This is a genomic window from Microcystis sp. M165S2 (genome assembly GCF_020245885.1).
Lineage (GTDB): Bacteria > Cyanobacteriota > Cyanobacteriia > Cyanobacteriales > Microcystaceae > Microcystis.
This window is the reverse complement of the sequence record NZ_JADBTZ010000031.1, coordinates 1-14,822: the sequence shown is the minus strand read 5'-3', so window position 1 is coordinate 14,822 and position 14,822 is coordinate 1. Positions and strand designations below refer to the sequence as shown.

The 14,822-nt window shown below is 41.6% G+C and carries 19 protein-coding genes; 4 read left to right on the top strand and 15 right to left on the bottom strand.

The features are described 5' to 3' along the window. Nucleotides 1-651 precede the first annotated feature (651 nt). Nucleotides 652-1,413, top strand: coding sequence for an aquaporin Z (gene aqpZ, locus IM479_RS01655; RefSeq protein ID WP_287687154.1), 762 nt, complete (start codon nucleotides 652-654; stop codon nucleotides 1,411-1,413). A gap of 37 nt (nucleotides 1,414-1,450) precedes the next feature. Here aqpZ and tsaE read toward each other — a convergent pair whose 3' ends face one another. Continuing rightward, complete coding sequence (gene tsaE / locus IM479_RS01650; protein WP_287687153.1) at nucleotides 1,451-1,921, bottom strand: tRNA (adenosine(37)-N6)-threonylcarbamoyltransferase complex ATPase subunit type 1 TsaE; 471 nt, start codon at nucleotides 1,919-1,921, stop codon at nucleotides 1,451-1,453. Between the two features lie 339 nt (nucleotides 1,922-2,260). Here tsaE and IM479_RS01645 point away from each other — a divergent pair, with 339 nt between their 5' ends. Beyond that, a complete protein-coding gene (locus tag IM479_RS01645; protein WP_287687152.1) occupies nucleotides 2,261-3,460 on the top strand; it encodes a lipid-A-disaccharide synthase-related protein in 1,200 nt (399 codons plus the stop codon). On the opposite strand, the gene IM479_RS01640 is transcribed toward IM479_RS01645, so the two are convergent. The 3 genes from IM479_RS01640 to IM479_RS01630 form a co-directional block, all read right to left on the bottom strand. Beyond that, entirely contained in the window at nucleotides 3,457-5,037 is a 1,581-nt protein-coding gene (locus tag IM479_RS01640) for a glycoside hydrolase family 3 N-terminal domain-containing protein (RefSeq protein ID WP_287687151.1), read from the bottom strand. The two genes, IM479_RS01645 and IM479_RS01640, sit on opposite strands and share 4 nt — an antisense overlap. Nucleotides 5,038-5,254: 217 nt before the next feature. Continuing rightward, a complete protein-coding gene (gene rbfA / locus IM479_RS01635; RefSeq protein WP_287687150.1) occupies nucleotides 5,255-5,647 on the bottom strand; it encodes a 30S ribosome-binding factor RbfA in 393 nt (130 codons plus the stop codon). A gap of 41 nt (nucleotides 5,648-5,688) precedes the next feature. Beyond that, nucleotides 5,689-5,886: a DUF751 family protein gene (locus tag IM479_RS01630; protein WP_002737592.1), complete on the bottom strand. Its 198-nt coding sequence runs from the start codon at nucleotides 5,884-5,886 to the stop codon at nucleotides 5,689-5,691. A 728-nt stretch (nucleotides 5,887-6,614) separates the two neighbouring features. Here IM479_RS01630 and IM479_RS01625 point away from each other — a divergent pair. Further along, a complete protein-coding gene (locus IM479_RS01625; RefSeq protein ID WP_287687149.1) occupies nucleotides 6,615-7,160 on the top strand; it encodes a hypothetical protein in 546 nt (181 codons plus the stop codon). Here the strand turns inward: IM479_RS01625 and sds are convergent. Further along, nucleotides 7,157-8,128, bottom strand: coding sequence for a solanesyl diphosphate synthase (gene sds / locus IM479_RS01620; RefSeq protein WP_286827423.1), 972 nt, complete (start codon nucleotides 8,126-8,128; stop codon nucleotides 7,157-7,159). The two genes, IM479_RS01625 and sds, sit on opposite strands and share 4 nt — an antisense overlap. 407 nt (nucleotides 8,129-8,535) lie before the next feature. On the opposite strand from sds, the gene IM479_RS01615 reads away from it, so the two are divergent. Then, complete coding sequence (locus IM479_RS01615) at nucleotides 8,536-9,231, top strand: HAD family hydrolase (RefSeq protein WP_002801790.1); 696 nt, start codon at nucleotides 8,536-8,538, stop codon at nucleotides 9,229-9,231. Here the strand turns inward: IM479_RS01615 and IM479_RS01610 are convergent. The 10 genes from IM479_RS01610 to IM479_RS01565 form a co-directional block, all read right to left on the bottom strand. Continuing rightward, the gene (locus tag IM479_RS01610; protein WP_287075685.1) at nucleotides 9,228-9,848 is read right to left on the bottom strand and encodes a CPP1-like family protein; all 621 of its coding nucleotides are present in this window, start codon (nucleotides 9,846-9,848) and stop codon (nucleotides 9,228-9,230) included. The genes IM479_RS01615 and IM479_RS01610 overlap by 4 nt on opposite strands. An 86-nt stretch (nucleotides 9,849-9,934) precedes the next feature. Beyond that, the gene (locus IM479_RS01605) at nucleotides 9,935-10,996 is read right to left on the bottom strand and encodes a CIA30 family protein (RefSeq protein WP_287075687.1); all 1,062 of its coding nucleotides are present in this window, start codon (nucleotides 10,994-10,996) and stop codon (nucleotides 9,935-9,937) included. Between the two features lie 155 nt (nucleotides 10,997-11,151). Then, entirely contained in the window at nucleotides 11,152-11,376 is a 225-nt protein-coding gene (locus tag IM479_RS01600; RefSeq protein ID WP_287674117.1) for a DUF433 domain-containing protein, read from the bottom strand. Nucleotides 11,377-11,392: 16 nt separating this feature from the next. Further along, entirely contained in the window at nucleotides 11,393-11,734 is a 342-nt protein-coding gene (locus IM479_RS01595) for a DUF433 domain-containing protein (protein ID WP_287687148.1), read from the bottom strand. 221 nt (nucleotides 11,735-11,955) lie between these two features. Then, nucleotides 11,956-12,324 (bottom strand): DUF5615 family PIN-like protein, encoded by a 369-nt coding sequence (locus IM479_RS01590; protein WP_287674120.1) that lies wholly within the window; start codon nucleotides 12,322-12,324, stop codon nucleotides 11,956-11,958. Beyond that, a complete protein-coding gene (locus IM479_RS01585) occupies nucleotides 12,321-12,569 on the bottom strand; it encodes a DUF433 domain-containing protein (protein WP_286827419.1) in 249 nt (82 codons plus the stop codon). The genes IM479_RS01590 and IM479_RS01585 overlap by 4 nt, the downstream gene beginning before the upstream one ends. 123 nt (nucleotides 12,570-12,692) lie before the next feature. After that, nucleotides 12,693-13,070 carry a hypothetical protein gene (locus tag IM479_RS01580; protein ID WP_287687147.1) on the bottom strand — a complete coding sequence of 126 codons (378 nt, stop codon included), beginning with the start codon at nucleotides 13,068-13,070 and terminating at the stop codon, nucleotides 12,693-12,695. 20 nt (nucleotides 13,071-13,090) lie between these two features. Then, the gene (locus tag IM479_RS01575) at nucleotides 13,091-13,279 is read right to left on the bottom strand and encodes a hypothetical protein (protein ID WP_287687146.1); all 189 of its coding nucleotides are present in this window, start codon (nucleotides 13,277-13,279) and stop codon (nucleotides 13,091-13,093) included. A gap of 258 nt (nucleotides 13,280-13,537) precedes the next feature. After that, a complete protein-coding gene (locus IM479_RS01570; RefSeq protein ID WP_502845723.1) occupies nucleotides 13,538-14,671 on the bottom strand; it encodes a TaqI-like C-terminal specificity domain-containing protein in 1,134 nt (377 codons plus the stop codon). A gap of 42 nt (nucleotides 14,672-14,713) precedes the next feature. Next, nucleotides 14,714-14,822 (bottom strand): transposase (locus tag IM479_RS01565; RefSeq protein WP_287672724.1); only part of this gene is annotated, 109 nt, incomplete at its 5' end.

Sequence of the window (14,822 nt, the reverse complement as noted above, 5' to 3'; positions counted from 1 at the left end):
TTCAGTCCACCAGCAGCAAAAAATTCTATCGTTGGACGGTTTCCCCCTATTTTCCCTTTTGTCCCCTCTTAGAAGTGGGAGAATCCCTTGCCTAATTAGGGTTTGCTGAAAAAGTTTTTCGGTGGGGGTTGGGGGTTGGGGGTTGGGGGTTGGGGTGTGGGCTGTGGGGTGTGGGGTGTAGGGTGTGGGGTTTTACCCATTTTCAGGTGGTCAACTACCTAATTTTCAGGGAAAAAGTGCTTAAATTTCCCCCCGATCACTCCCCTATCCAGTACTTTTTGATTGACAAAAGGTCTAACAGTCTTACCCAACAAGGTTTTTAGATTTATTCAGCAAGCCCTAATTATTGTTGATATTAAATATCGCCTTTTCTTCCTGCATCGATCATCTCATAATTAGCACTCGGCGGAAAGGGTCAACCACTGCCAAAACCCCTCAGACATCAAGATAGAAGATAAATCTAAAGAAAGTGTGAAATTAGCAGAAATTCCGGTTTTTTTTAGTATTATACCTCTAAAAAGCTGATAGGTTTCCCGTGAAGACTGCTAAATTGAAGATAAAAAAATAACTATTTTTTAATATCTCATAACAGTTTAATCCGGTTTGATGGGAAATAACTTGAAAGTAAAATGTTTCAACCTTGATATAGAGATGAAAAAGTATCTAGCAGAGTTCATCGGGACGTTTTGGCTCGTTCTCGGCGGTTGCGGTAGTGCCGTTTTAGCGGCAGTATTTGTGGGTAAAGCCAAGAGTATCGTAGATGGTGCTGATTTTAATATCCATGTGGGGATTTCTTTTGTGGGTGTCTCCCTTGCCTTCGGTTTAACGGTTCTTACCCTTGCCTACGCTTTAGGGCATATTTCGGGGGGACATTTTAATCCTGCCGTTTCCTTCGGTCTCTGGGCAGGTAAACGCTTCCCCGGTTCGGAACTACTTCCCTACATCATCGCTCAAGTTTTAGGGGCGATTTTAGCGGCAGTAATTATCTACATTATTGCCAGTGGTCAACCCAGTTTCGCTCTGGAAGGCAGTAACCCTCTGGCCACCAATGGTTACGGAGAACATTCTCCCGGTGGTTACAGTTTATTCGCCGCTTTGGTCACGGAAGTGGTCTTGACCTTCATGTTCTTAATCATCATTTTAGGCTCTACCGATCGACGCGCTCCGGCCGGTTTTGCTCCCATCGCTATTGGTTTAGGATTGACCTTAATTCACTTAATTAGCATTCCCGTGACCAATACCTCCGTTAACCCGGCTCGTAGTACCGGTGTTGCTCTTTTATGCGGTAATATGGCTCTCGTTGGTCAATTATGGTTATTCTGGATTGCTCCTATTGTTGGGGCCGTGGCTGCGGGTTTCCTCTACAATAGTTTCTTTGAAGAAACTTTAGAAGAAAGACAAATTAGAGAATAACTGGAAAGTTACCGCTAAAGTTTGATTGCTTAAAGAGTCAAGTGCTGATAGCGATTCCTGTGGGGTCGCTATTTTTTTCGTCCCCACGGATAAAATTGAGCAGCGCTCGTCGTCCTTGCGCGCCTCGATCGAGTAAAGTAATCTCTAGATAATTGTCTGGCAAAAAAGTTAAACGTTCTGACCATTCGATCGCCACTATCCCTAAATCTACCTCGATTCCCTGCCAATAATTTTCTAGGTACAGCGCCTCGATATCTTGACCCTGCAAACGATACAAATCCAAATGATACAAAGGAAGGCGGCCTTCGTTATATTCGTTAACGAGGGTGAAGGTAGGACTAGCTATAGGCTCTTGAATGCCCAATCCTAAGCCAATTCCCTGTACTAAGGTGGTTTTTCCCGCTCCCAAATCGCCTTTTAATAAAATTACACTGCCAGAGGCCAAGGTTTGCCCCAGTTTTTCGCCTAAATTGACAGTAGCTTCTCGATCGGGTAAGTCGATAATCATTTTTTCCGCTAGGATGCCAATTAATCACTGATTTTAATATAGCGATCAGAGCAGCTTTCTGACACCCTTGGCTCTGGGGGGCGAAATTTGGTCTTTTTGATCGAGAAAAATAGAAGCAGTTAAACTAATCTCTTATCTATTAGTCTTAACCTTTGGTCAAATGGTCGCTATCAGGGCAGAGATAGGCGATCGGCGAAACCTTCTGGTAGATTAGACTAAATGGGAGTTGGTTAACTGCTTTTATAAAATTGATTGTTCCCTAACCATGAGCATTGTCTAGGGTCGAGGGGAATAAAACAACCGAAGTTTAGGACTTTAAGCCAGAAGTTAAGGGGAACAGTGAAATTATTATTTTTGAGTAATGGCCACGGTGAAGATGAGATCGCGATCCGGATTATTAAAAGACTGCAATCATCTCCCCACTGTCCGGGTATTACTGCTTTACCCCTAGTGGGTAACGGTTATGCTTATACTCGTCTGGGGATTCCCCTGCTCGATCGAGGTCAAAAAATGCCCTCTGGGGGTTTTATCACCAGGGATGCCAAACAATTATGGCGAGATCTACGGGAGGGATTATTAGGATTAACCTCTCGTCAATACCGTCTGGTCAGAAATTGGGGCCAAGAAGGGGGAAAAATTGTCGCGGTCGGAGATATCTTACCCCTTGCCCTTGCTTGGTTGAGCGAGACAGATTATGCTTTTGTGGGAACGGCTAAATCGGAATACTATCTCCGGGATGAGCAGGGATGGTTAGATAGTAGCTCGATGATCGATCGCCTCTGGGGTTCCTACTATTATCCCTGGGAACGCTGGTTAATGGCTCATCCTCGCTGTCGGGGGGTTTTTCCCCGGGATAGTTTAACTAGCAAAATTTTACAACAGTGGTCAATTCCCGTTGTCGATGGGGGTAATCCGATGATGGATGACCTTTTACCCGCGATAACGGGCGATTTTCCCCAAGATTGCCTAAATATTCTGCTTCTACCCGGTTCGCGCTTTCCCGAATCTCTCCACAATTGGCAGAAAATTATCGAGGCTGTGGCCGCCATTATCGGACGTTTTCCCGATTATCAGCTGGAATTTTTGGCGGCGATCGCTCCTTCTCTCCCCCTAGAATCTTTTACGGCTGCTTTAATTTCCCGGGGTTGGCGAGAACATAGCACAAATAAGTTTATTTGTCAAGAAGTATTTATAACTATTTCTCAAACGGATTACGCCGAATATTTAGGCCGTTGCCATCTAGCGATCGCCATGGCGGGAACTGCCACGGAACAGTTCGTCGGTTTGGGTAAACCGGCGATCACGATTGCGGGGGACGGACCACAGTTTACTCCCCATTTTGCCAAACTGCAACAGCGTTTATTAGGCTGTTCAATTCTCTTAAGCGATAGTGCCGAGTCAGTGGCAGACAAGTTAGAATATTTATTACAAAATCCCCCACAGTGGCAAGAAATCGCCTTTAATGGTCGTCAGAGAATGGGGTCAGCCGGTGCCTCCGATCGCATTGCCCGATGGTTACTAGACGATTTTTGCCCTTAAAGGAAAGTATCTGTCCGATTTTCGCCGCTAGTGGGCCACTCAAAAACAGTTTCTAGGGCAATTTTTTGGGCGCTTGCTTGTTGTCCATAGCTGAAAAGATAGGGAATTTCTCCGCTTTGTTGACGAAACCACTGGAAAACGTAGGGACTACCATAAACAATCAATGCTTGAATCTGTCCGGTTTTCAGCAAAGCTTGATAGATAGCTTTCGTTTCGTCGCTTAATCCGGCACTACCCCGAAAAGGATTACCACGGATAAATACTTGTAGGAGAGTCGTTTCTGGGGAGACGAGGGACTGATTAAAGGTGCTACGGTCGATAATTTGCGTTTGATAACCCCATTGTCGGGGAATTGTCACCGCCGGACAAGAGCGATCGAGAAAGTCACAGTGGAGTAAATCATCGATAATGATTAAATTGCGGCCTTGAGTGGCTTGAATCGGTAAATTAGCGCTAACTGTTTGGGAATCTTTTAAAATATCGCTGACAATCTCTAGAGCTTGCGGTGCCGCTAAACTGCTTAAGGATTCTAAGGAGGGCTGTCTTTGCCCTAATTTCTCTTTTGCTCGTTGAATACGTTGCCAAGAATCATTAATTCTCGCTTCGCTAATTGTACCCGCTTGCACGGCACTATACACCGCTTCGATCGCTTCGATCGGATCGGGAGGCATTAATAGTATATCGGCCCCCGCCTGTACCGCCATAACTGCGATGGCGGCAGCACTGGCAATTTTAGTCACTCCTCCCATAATCAGGGCATCAGTGACGATTAAACCCTGAAAACCGAGATTTTGGCGCAGTTTTTCCCCGAGAATTTTCGAGGAAAGAGTGGCGGGAAACTCGGCATCCCAAGCGGGAATTAACAGATGGGCTGACATAATACTATCAACCCCCGACTCGATTGCTGCTTGAAAGGGCGGCAATTCGATCGCTTCTAGGCGATGATGATCGTGGTTGATGATGGGAAGATCGAGATGGGAGTCATTGCTGGTGTCACCGTGGCCTGGAAAATGTTTGGCCGTGGTCAAAACTGGATAGGAATCCGCCCCTAAAATAAAAGCTTGAGCTAGATTAGCGACGATTTCAGGAGTTTCAGCGAAGGAACGAATATTGATAACCGGATTGTCGGGATTATTGTTCACATCGACAATTGGGGCTAAAATCCAGTTAATCCCGATCGCTAGGGCTTCCTTAGCGGTAATTGCTCCCATTTCCCTAGCATATTCTGTGGCTTTTGTCAAGCTTTTTTCGGCTATTTTTCCTAAAGCCATCGGGGGGGGAAACCAAGTGGCGCCGGAAAACCTTTGGCCGACTCCCTCCTCGATATCGGCGGCGATGAGGAGAGGATTATCCCCGGACCAACTTTGTAATTGTTGAGTGCGGAAAGCGATTTCGGCGGCGCTGCCTCCTAAGAGAATCACCCCGCCGAGGTGGAGGGTTTCTAACCAATGTTTCAGGGTGGCGTTGACAGGTTCCCAGACAGGATAGCGGATTTGTTGGTCAAAGAGATAGCCGGAAGCGCGGACTACTATCATCTGACCAATACGTTCTTTTAGGGATAAAATGCGATCGCTCACTATTCAGTTATCAGTTATCAGTTATCAGTTATCAGTTATCAGTTATCAGCTTCTGAAGGCAAGAGGCACTCATGCAAGAGGCAAAAGGCAGAATCTGGCAATTCTCCTACCTAAAAAGAAGGTTAGAAACTAAGCACATCAAAGCTTTTCTGGAGAGTTATCAGTTATCAGGTTTAAGTTTTAAGTTCCCAGTTTTGCCTAAATTTAGTTATCCTGTTCACTGGTCACTGATATCGGAATCGTCATCTTCTGGGGGTCGATCGCTTTTAATATGATCAAGAAGGTGTAACATTCGATCGCCGCGTGCGAGGGAAGAATCTTCGAGGAAGACCACTTCGGGGGTACGTCTGAGACGGATGCGTTGACCGAGTTCGCGCCGGACGAATCCCGCAGAAGCTTTTAAACCGGCCATAGTTTCGGCCTTTGCATCTTCGTTGCCGTAGATAGACACAAAAATTTTAGCGTGTTGCAGGTCGTGGGAGAGATCCACATCGGTAACGCTAACCATACCGGCGCCGACGCGATCATCTTTAATTTCCATTAATAACATTTGGCTGACCTCGCGCTTAATTAGCGAGGACACGCGAGATACTCGACGATCGTTAGCCATAATTTTCGTCCCCTAAAAACAGCGAAACCCTTACCATTGTATCAAGCTAATCCGAGCATGGCTTTGAGGGTGAAATAAAGAAAGGCGAAAGTTCCCCCTAGAAAGCCCACAAGTGCGATCGCTGTGAGGGGATTTTTTAATAAAGGGGCTAACCAGCCGAAAAAGGCGAAGAAAATCCCTAAACTAAAGCTAATCAGATAGCGGGGGTAACGGCTCACGTTATCAAAAAAGTCGCCCATAAATTTTGTTTATTATCTTTGTCCGTAAGCAATTATAGCAGTAAGCTTCGGTGCTGCCACGCCGCCCGATTAATGAGACTTAACAGAATCTCTAGACTTTTGTACTATTTAGTGGTATAACTATCTGGCTGGAGAGAAATACGGAATCACTCTACTCTAGATCAAGTTAAGGGTACAGCTACTTTCGAGCTTGCGACGGGCATCGATCGATTCCTGAATGCGGGCTAACCAAAAGAGGATAATTAATAGCCAGATGACGGCGATCAAATATCGAATTTTTGCCGAGAGAGTCGGGAATTTCCCCGACCAATAGGGGAAGAAACTATCAGTATAGACCTCGTTTCCACACAGAAACCAGAAGAGCCAATAAGACCTACAAGTAATGTCATAAATTGAAAAGAATTTTGACTCTCTTGGATATTTGGTATAGAATGTTTGCGGGTGTGGCCAAAGCGAAAATGAGTTACGACGGATTGAGCATTTCTCCTTACGTTTCTAGACTTAGTGCCGTCTAACCCGCCCTACAATTTATGATGGTCATTGTCACGACCATAAGACCAGAACAGAGTAAATCTGTTAAGGCAGGTGCGAAACCCCTTTTAGGACAGAAGCAGAAACCCAAATCGTGAGGCTTGGGAATCACCGTCCGTAAACGGACGGTGAGGATGTCAAGAGAAACTTAGAGATAATTGCTAGAATTAATCCTGTGTCTTAGTTGATGATTTTCTATGCAAGAAACAATAATTTTTCGGATATCACCAATAATTCGGGTAACTTTATTAAGTTTATATGTGGCGTTAACCATCCCCTTACCCTTTTTAGCAAAAGTCACTAATTCCCCTGTTAATCCCAATTTTCTCTGGGTAGGAATTAGCTTAGGATTAATCGCTTTATACGGAGCTTTAAGTGAAAGAGTCATTTTATCAGAAACAGGAATACAAGTTACCTATCCCCAATGGTTTCCCGCTTTTCTTCGCTCTGGTTGGTGGTTAAATTGGACAGATATAAAAGAACTTAAATGTCGCAGTACAGGACAGGGTGGTTTAGTTTATTATTTCCTTGATCGCTCCGCGGAAAAAGCCTATTTATTGCCGATGCGAGTAGTGGGATTTAATCGCATGGTCAAAATAATCGAGGAAAAAACTAACTTGGATATGACTGATATTCGCCCCCTTTCTCAGCCTTGGATGTATGGAATTCTTTTTATTCTCACCCTATTTTTATTATTAGTTGATGCTTGGACTATTGCTACGGCTAGAACTATTATTCCCTAATAAATTCGGCTCAAAACGTAATCTACTAGCTCGATTAACACATCTTTTGAGGGAGAAGAAGCTAAACAGTCAAGGTGTTTTAAGGCACTTTGACCATACTGATTGGCTAATTCTTTTGAGCGAGGAATACCTTGGCTAGAGTGAATAAAATCAAGAGCTTTTTCGATGTCTCCTTCCTGACTAAATTCCCGTTCGATTAACACTTCTATATAGGGATTTTCCTCCATGGCAAAGAGAGCGGGAGCGGTGATATTACCACTGATCAAATCGGAGCCAGAGGGTTTTCCTAATACTTCCGTGGGGGAGGTAAAATCGAGAATATCATCGACGATTTGAAAAGCTAATCCTAAATCGCGACCATAATTATATAAATGATGATTAACTTCAGCCGATTGCTCGCTTAATACCCCGGCCGCTTTGGCACTGTTGGCAATTAAAGAAGCAGTTTTGTAGTAACTTTTTTCTAGATAAGCTGCCAAGGAGATACTGGTATCAAAGCGATTAATTCCCTGTTGAATTTCCCCTTCAGCAAAATCGCGAATCACTTCTGAGAGCAATTTTACCACTTCTAAATTATCTAAATTTGCTAGATACCAAGAGGATTGAGCGAAAAGAAAATCCCCCGCTAAAACCGCCACGCGATTGTCAAATAAACTGTTAACGGTGGGAACACTGCGCCGCAATTCCGCCTCATCTACCACATCATCATGGACGAGACTGGCAGTGTGGATCATCTCCGTGATTTCCGCTAATCGACGATGACGGGGAGTGATATCCCGGTCTAACATGGTAGCGCGAGACACTAACAACACGATCGCCGGTCGAACGCGTTTACCACCGGCCTCGAACAAATGTTCTGCTGCCGCCGCTAAAATGGGATGACGAGCGCCGACGAGGTTTTTTAAGTTATCGGTCAAAAGACGGAGATCATCGTCAACGGGTGCGAATAAAGAAGTTGTTGGGATCATTGGTTAGCCAATTGGCGAGATAGTTACGAAAGTTTACATATCCTTACATTTATTTTAAGCTAACCGTCCAGACTAGGGAAGGGGAAGCATCAGTGATCAGTGATCAGTAATCAGTCATCAGTAAACAGTAATCAGTGAGGGGTTGGGGTTTTAGGGTTTTAGGGTTTTAGGGGTTGGGATGTTGGGGTTTTTAGTTGAAATTCCCCACTTCCCCACTTCCCCACTTCCCCATTTCCCTATTTCCCCCCACACCCCACTCCCCACTCCCCTCTTCATAATTCATAATTCATAATTCATAATTTCCACTTCCCTCATCCCTAATTTTTTTCCTGACAAAACTCTTGTCATTGTCAAGACTCTAGGGTAACTTGTATATAAAAATTAATAAAGCGAGAAGTATTAGAACGATGTTGAGACTAATTAGCGACTTTGACGGGCCGATAATGGACGTATCGGAGCGATATTACCAAGTTTATCAAGACTGTTTACAGAAAACCGCCTATAAAGGTCAAATTATCGGAGAATTATCGAAAGCGGAATTTTGGCAGTTAAAACGGGATCAGGTTTCTGAGAAGCGTATCGGGGAAATGTCAGGATTAGATGAAGATCAAGCGCGTAAATTTGCCCATCTTCGTCGTCAAACTGTTCATACTTTACCCTATCTTGTCCACGATCGCCCGGTGGTTGGTTCTTTGGAAACTCTCCAGAAAATCCAAGAGTTAAAGATCGATTTAGTCGTGATGACGATGCGGCGGGTATCCGAGCTAGATCATGCCTTTAATCGCCACGATATCGGTCGTTTTTTCGCCGCTAATCGTCGTTATTGTCTAAATAATAATTACACCAAAACCAATGACGTGCGCGACAAAACCCTGCTTATGGCTAAGGCCGCTAAGGAACTGCCGGCGGCTGCCGATACTTGGATGGTGGGGGATACGGAAGCGGATATTGCCGCCGCTAAGAGCCAAAATATTAAGGTTATTGGCGTATTATCCGGGATTCGCAGCCGTTCCCGTTTAGAGAGCTACGAGCCTGATTATATCGTCAATAACCTTGGGGAAGCAGTGGACGTGATCTTAGGCTCCCTACGAGCGATTGGTTAACGGAAAAAACTACTAATCACCCAAAAGATCAGAAAAGTGACGAGCGCATAAATTGGGCGATCGCCGAAGATATTCAAATCAGCCTTGGCCGCTAAACTGGCTAATCCCGCTCCCAGAGCGACTCCTAGCACTAAACCAGCGAGAGTGAATAGTAAGGCGCGGCCAAAACGGTTTTCCTTGCGGTTGAAAAAATAGATATTAACGAAAACGCCAAAAGCTAAGAGCAGCGGTAAAAGGGAGCCACTGGGATCGGGAACTAACAGCGTTATTGCTCCTAAACAAGCGTAAATCACTGCTGGTACGCCGATATCCCGTGCAGAAGGTGTATCGATTAAGCTTTGCCACCAGTGAGGAGATTTACTGCTAGTAACCGGTTTACTTTCCACCGGAATCGTCAGACGTTCGGGAAAACGAATGCGATCGGGAACTTTAATTCTACCCTCCTGTCGCATCCGCAGTCGATCCATGAGGACGGAATCGTAGGCCGCCTCGATCGATTCGACAATTTTGCTATCATTTTGATACTGTTGCACCAGTCTTTGTTTGGCCTCTTGAATTTCTTCAAAAGAGGATTCTTCAGTAACCCCAAGTTGTTCGTAGGGATTCTGTTCACTCATGAACATACCTCCTTAATTATGCTCCCGATAGTCATGATCTTAACCCGATGTTCTGTAGTTTAACTTGAGATCCAAGCTTATTTAAATTAATTAAGTTTAGCGAAAATCTGGGCAGAATCGATCGCTTCGTAGGGATAACCACTAGCATCTAAAAGGCTTTTTTCGGCGATTTCTCCTTCTTTAACGATAATTAAGCGGTTTTTGCCACCGTAGGCTTTAATTGTGACAATTTCTAAAGCAAATAACCCCGGGGAGAAACGGGGATTTATGGCCCCATCGTACTCGAATTTACTCTGCATTAACTGCAAAGCATAGACGTTACTACTATCAAACGGTGCTGCATCCCGGAGGGTTTTAGCGCGCACTACCGGGATTAAATCGCCAAAAGGAATAGAAATACTTTGCCAGGTGCGATCAAGTGTATCAAAAGAATAACAGTAACCGATACCATCCCAACGTCCTTCACAGCGCAGAATTAATTTATAGCGTTTTCCGTCCCCTTCTACCTGTAATTCTATTCCCTCGTAGTTAGATAAATTTAGGGGAGGATTCAGGTTTCTGGTACGAACTGAGGCAAAACCGCCGTTATTTTCAGTTCTAACGATACCGGAAAAGAGCGCTCGTCCTCTAGTCAGGGTTATCTGACTCTCACTCACTCCTCCCATTACCACATCATCCACCGCACCCCAGATTTCTTTTATATCACTGCTGGGATTGCTAAAGTCAAAGAGGGTTTTTTCGGCGGTTATCCCGGCATTTTTCAGTAAATCGAGTAAATTAGCTAAACTATGGCGGTTATTCTCCCCTTGACAGTAGATAATTCTCTCAATCCCTGTGAATAATTGCGGGGTTTGCAGAGCAAATAAATCGACATTTTCGCCGAATAATTGACGTGCATCATCAATATTATCGACTAAAGCGCGAATTTGATAGTTTTGCTGCTGTAGTTGAGTGATTACTTTTCTACCGATCGCATTTTCCCCACCAATGACTAATATAGTCTTCATCCCTTGCTCATTTGTTAGCTGATTTTTTTTATCTTCCCCGAAACCGAGCCGCTTTTGCAGACAACTCCACAGGGGAATACTATCAAAATAGTCTAGAGTTTGCCAAAATCTCTGAAAATCCCAGCTTTTCGACTCAGCCATAACTTTTCTCTCCTCAAAGGGCCTGATAAAGTTAGCCTAACCAAACCAGCTTTAATCCTTGCCGCAAACGCTCGTTAATTTCTCTGAAAACCCCTATATGTATTTAGGCACGGATTCCCATTATATAAAAAGTATAAGTCAAGTCTTGGCTTTTGTCAAGCATTTTGGTTGAGATTCTTTAGTCTGGGAAAGTCTGTACGACGTGCGGCAAAGATTAGACAAGCTTGAATGTCGGCTAGTTCTAAATCGGGAAAGTCTTCTAAAATTTCAGTGATGCTGACGTTTTCAGCCAGCATTTCTAATATGTCTGTGACGCGGATTCGCATTCCACGAATACAACAAAATTCTGATAACAGGTAAGGGAAATTGCTCATCTGCATAGAGTTTTACCATTGTCTAATCAGCCTCGTTTTCCAGGATTGCTTTGGCAATTTCTTGGGGATGATTTTCGGCATATCTCCAAGCATTTGCCAGATCAACCGCGTTTAGGGTGGGATATGCCTCTAATATTTTTGCGTCGCTCAGTCCTTGTTGTTGGTAGCTGACTAATAGCCAAACCGGGATTCTGGTATTATGGATACAAGCATCACCACCACATACATTTAATGTTTTCTCAATTGCTAATTCTGGGATGAGGATGATAATTTCTACTCGACTATTTTTGTTATTCATTAGCGGACTATCTAGGGTGATTTGTCCTTGTTCGTTAATGGTTGCCATTGCTTTAACTGCTTTCATTTTTTTTGGTTGAGATGTTAATCAATTTGTTGTTTAATTTCATTTAGCTTATGTCAGGTAACTAACCATAATAAAAACTACACCATATCAAGAGTTTTTTATTCTTGTTTTCATTTTGTTTTCCCTACTACTCTATTTTAATTGCTTCATATTCTTCCTCTGTCATTGTCGTTTATCTCCACTGATAAACCATAAAAAAATATGTGTTTTTAGTAAAATTTTCATGGTTGAATGGGTAAGTGCCTAAGTCGAATTGAAACATCAGTTACAGAGATGATTAGACCATTAGTAAGTTCTGTGGCATAGTTATTTAAGATGGCTAACAAGCGACGGTTCACAACTTCTCGGCTTACATTCCCTAGACGAAATAAAATAACACTGGGTAAGCTGTCGCCACTAATTGCTAATAGTTGAGCAAAGTCTAAATCTACTGTAAGTAATATTCTTTCTTCTTGACGAGCTTTGTCTAAAATATTTTGGTCTGTCATCTTTTCTAGGTTTTCTTCAATCAGGTGGATTGCGTCATAGCCTTGTTCTCTCAAAAGTGCAATTGTGCGGGGAGAGATACCCATATCACCTAAAAACTTCATACTGCTTGGGTGTTTTGCCAAAGGATGACGCGCTCTTGGGTTAGCCAAGCTGCATATCTTAAAGCTTGTTGGATGTCTTCTGGTTCGAGATAGGGATAGTCTTCAATTATCTCAGCTGTTGATAAGCCATTGGCGATGAGGTTAATGATGACCGATACGGGTATCCGCATTCCCCGAATACAAGCTTGACCCGCCATAATTTTAGGGTCAAAGGTAATGCGATCTAATCCTGCTATTGTTTTCATTTTGTTTTCCCTACTACTCTATTTTAATGGCTTTATATTCTGGATATAGGTGAGTTGATAAAGTTTGTAAACTATTTTATCAATCTCTTTTTCTAATTCGTTTGTATCAGCATAGCGTTCACTTCATTCATTTTGCAGGTTTTCTAAATCGGCTAGGTCTTGAAGTCTCCCAGATGCTAATTTATTTTTTTTGAGATTGTCAAGATTGATAAAGTTAACAGGTACATCATTAAGCATTACTTCAATTTTGGAATCATAGCAGGTTTGAAAATCAACACCATCAGGATTTGTAATTAAATCAATTCGGTTCGGGGGATAGCCAAGCTGAATGATTTGATTAGGGGTTTGAAAGTCATCAGATGTCAATCCTAAGCTTTCAAATCCAAATTGACTTAATGCTGTTACTAATTTCTGAGCATTTTCTTGGCTTATTTCAATCCAAATATCAATATCTTTATTATACTTTATTATAGCATGGATGTCCATAAACTGCAACAGCATAACCAACGATAACCAGATATTTAACTTGATTGTCGTTTAATAATTGTATAAACTCTTTGAAATCTTGGTTGAGCATTATATTTGTATTGGTGATATTCTTGGCGGATTTGTTCTAGTGCTTCTAGTCTTTTTTGGGGTGTTTGTTTTTGCCAATAGTGAAAGTCGCTAGTTTGTTGTTTTAGAGAAATTTTATTAACAGTTTTTTCCATGTTTTGAGTCTATTAATTCAACATTTATAATATAGTGATGCAGATTCCCCTTCCCGGCTCTTCTGGTTTCTGTGTGGAAACGAGGTCTATACTGATAGAATATCCGCAAAATAGTCTTAAAAGTCTTGTCCAGTAAGCATTTCACGATTCCATAAGCAAAAATTATCACACAAAGCCGAGAAGAGCCCCTTCCCTGAATAAATAAAAACTACACCAGATCAAGAGTTTTTTATTCTTGTTTTCATTTTGTTTTCCCTACTACTCTATTTTAATTGCTTCATATTCTTCCTCTGTTAGTGGAAAGTCTGGATCAATTATTTTTACTTCATTATATCTTAGTTGATAAAGTTTGTAAACTAAGTTATCAATCTCTTTTTCTAATTCGCTTGTGTCCGCTTTGGGATCGCTTTTTTTTGCGGCAAGGATTTGATCAACTAGATAAATACATTTAGCTTGCTTTGTTTTACTAATTTTGGGTATTGGAAGCTGTGAAATAGAACGAGTTTGAATTTCAGAGAAAACAGTTTTAGTTGATTTAAATTTGTTGTTATAAATATAATTTATTAATGAAGAATTCATTATTCCAAGAAGAAACTTTATATCAAAGTTAATCCCTTTTTTTAGATTTACAACTACCAATGTATTAAGAGCATAATATTGAGAATTGTCATAAGTAAAAATTAACGTTCTCGAAACTCTTCTAAATAAAAGTTTTTCTTTTGTTTCAAAAATGTCTCTACGTTTACAACTATGAATCTTGGTAATATCGTAATCTAAATAAAAACCATCCCAGCTAATTGAGTATTTATTTATATTTCTTCCATCAAGAAGTTTTTTATATTTCCCTTCAGGGTTTTGTGTTTTTAAAGATAGTGATTTATCTCCCTTCAAAGCTATTGCTTGATTAATATTACAAATTTCGTCAAGCGGACAATTTTTAGATCCAAAAACTTTAAGCAAAATAGAATTACGCTGAACTAAAAATGAATAGTTGATATTGCTTCTTATTTCGGATGAACTTATATTAAACTTTAAATTAAATCCACTTTCAGCAAGCTCACCATAATTCACAGCATAATCTAAATTTTGTGATTTCAAATATTGAATAATCACTGTTTCTACTACTGCGTCTTCAAACGGTAAATTCAGAAAATTGACAACCTCTGATAGCGTTACTTTATTGAGTAAGAATTGACGTGTAAATACATAATATTCTTGAGTTAATATAGTGTTTGGAATAATATAACTTAAAATCCCGTTTTGTTTTAGTATTTGAAATGATAAATGAGTGAAAAAAATAAATGTATTTAATCTGCCGCCAGATGTTTCATAACGCATTAGTAAATAATTCTTGTATTTGACTGTTGTTGAGTCTATTTTAGATAATTGAATATAAGGAGGATGGCTCTTCTGGTTTTCGTGTGTTAATTTTTGTTATGAATTAAAGCAAGCAAACAGCTTAAGTCGAAGATGTTCAAAATTGGTAAATCCATAACTTATTCTTTTAATAAGCTTTATTTTGGTATTCATTCCCTCAATTAAT

Coding starts and splice junctions, on each gene's coding strand:
- aqpZ (WP_287687154.1), top strand. CDS start 652: ATGAAAAAGTATCTAGCAGAGTTCATCGGGACGTTTTGGCTCGTTCTC.
- tsaE (WP_287687153.1), bottom strand. CDS start 1,921: ATGATTATCGACTTACCCGATCGAGAAGCTACTGTCAATTTAGGCGAA.
- rbfA (WP_287687150.1), bottom strand. CDS start 5,647: ATGGCTAACGATCGTCGAGTATCTCGCGTGTCCTCGCTAATTAAGCGC.
- IM479_RS01630 (WP_002737592.1), bottom strand. CDS start 5,886: ATGGGCGACTTTTTTGATAACGTGAGCCGTTACCCCCGCTATCTGATT.
- IM479_RS01625 (WP_287687149.1), top strand. CDS start 6,615: ATGCAAGAAACAATAATTTTTCGGATATCACCAATAATTCGGGTAACT.
- sds (WP_286827423.1), bottom strand. CDS start 8,128: ATGATCCCAACAACTTCTTTATTCGCACCCGTTGACGATGATCTCCGT.
- IM479_RS01615 (WP_002801790.1), top strand. CDS start 8,536: ATGTTGAGACTAATTAGCGACTTTGACGGGCCGATAATGGACGTATCG.
- IM479_RS01610 (WP_287075685.1), bottom strand. CDS start 9,848: ATGAGTGAACAGAATCCCTACGAACAACTTGGGGTTACTGAAGAATCC.
- IM479_RS01605 (WP_287075687.1), bottom strand. CDS start 10,996: ATGGCTGAGTCGAAAAGCTGGGATTTTCAGAGATTTTGGCAAACTCTA.
- IM479_RS01600 (WP_287674117.1), bottom strand. CDS start 11,376: ATGCAGATGAGCAATTTCCCTTACCTGTTATCAGAATTTTGTTGTATT.
- IM479_RS01595 (WP_287687148.1), bottom strand. CDS start 11,734: ATGAAAGCAGTTAAAGCAATGGCAACCATTAACGAACAAGGACAAATC.
- IM479_RS01590 (WP_287674120.1), bottom strand. CDS start 12,324: ATGAAGTTTTTAGGTGATATGGGTATCTCTCCCCGCACAATTGCACTT.
- IM479_RS01585 (WP_286827419.1), bottom strand. CDS start 12,569: ATGAAAACAATAGCAGGATTAGATCGCATTACCTTTGACCCTAAAATT.
- IM479_RS01580 (WP_287687147.1), bottom strand. CDS start 13,070: ATGCTGTTGCAGTTTATGGACATCCATGCTATAATAAAGTATAATAAA.
- IM479_RS01575 (WP_287687146.1), bottom strand. CDS start 13,279: ATGGAAAAAACTGTTAATAAAATTTCTCTAAAACAACAAACTAGCGAC.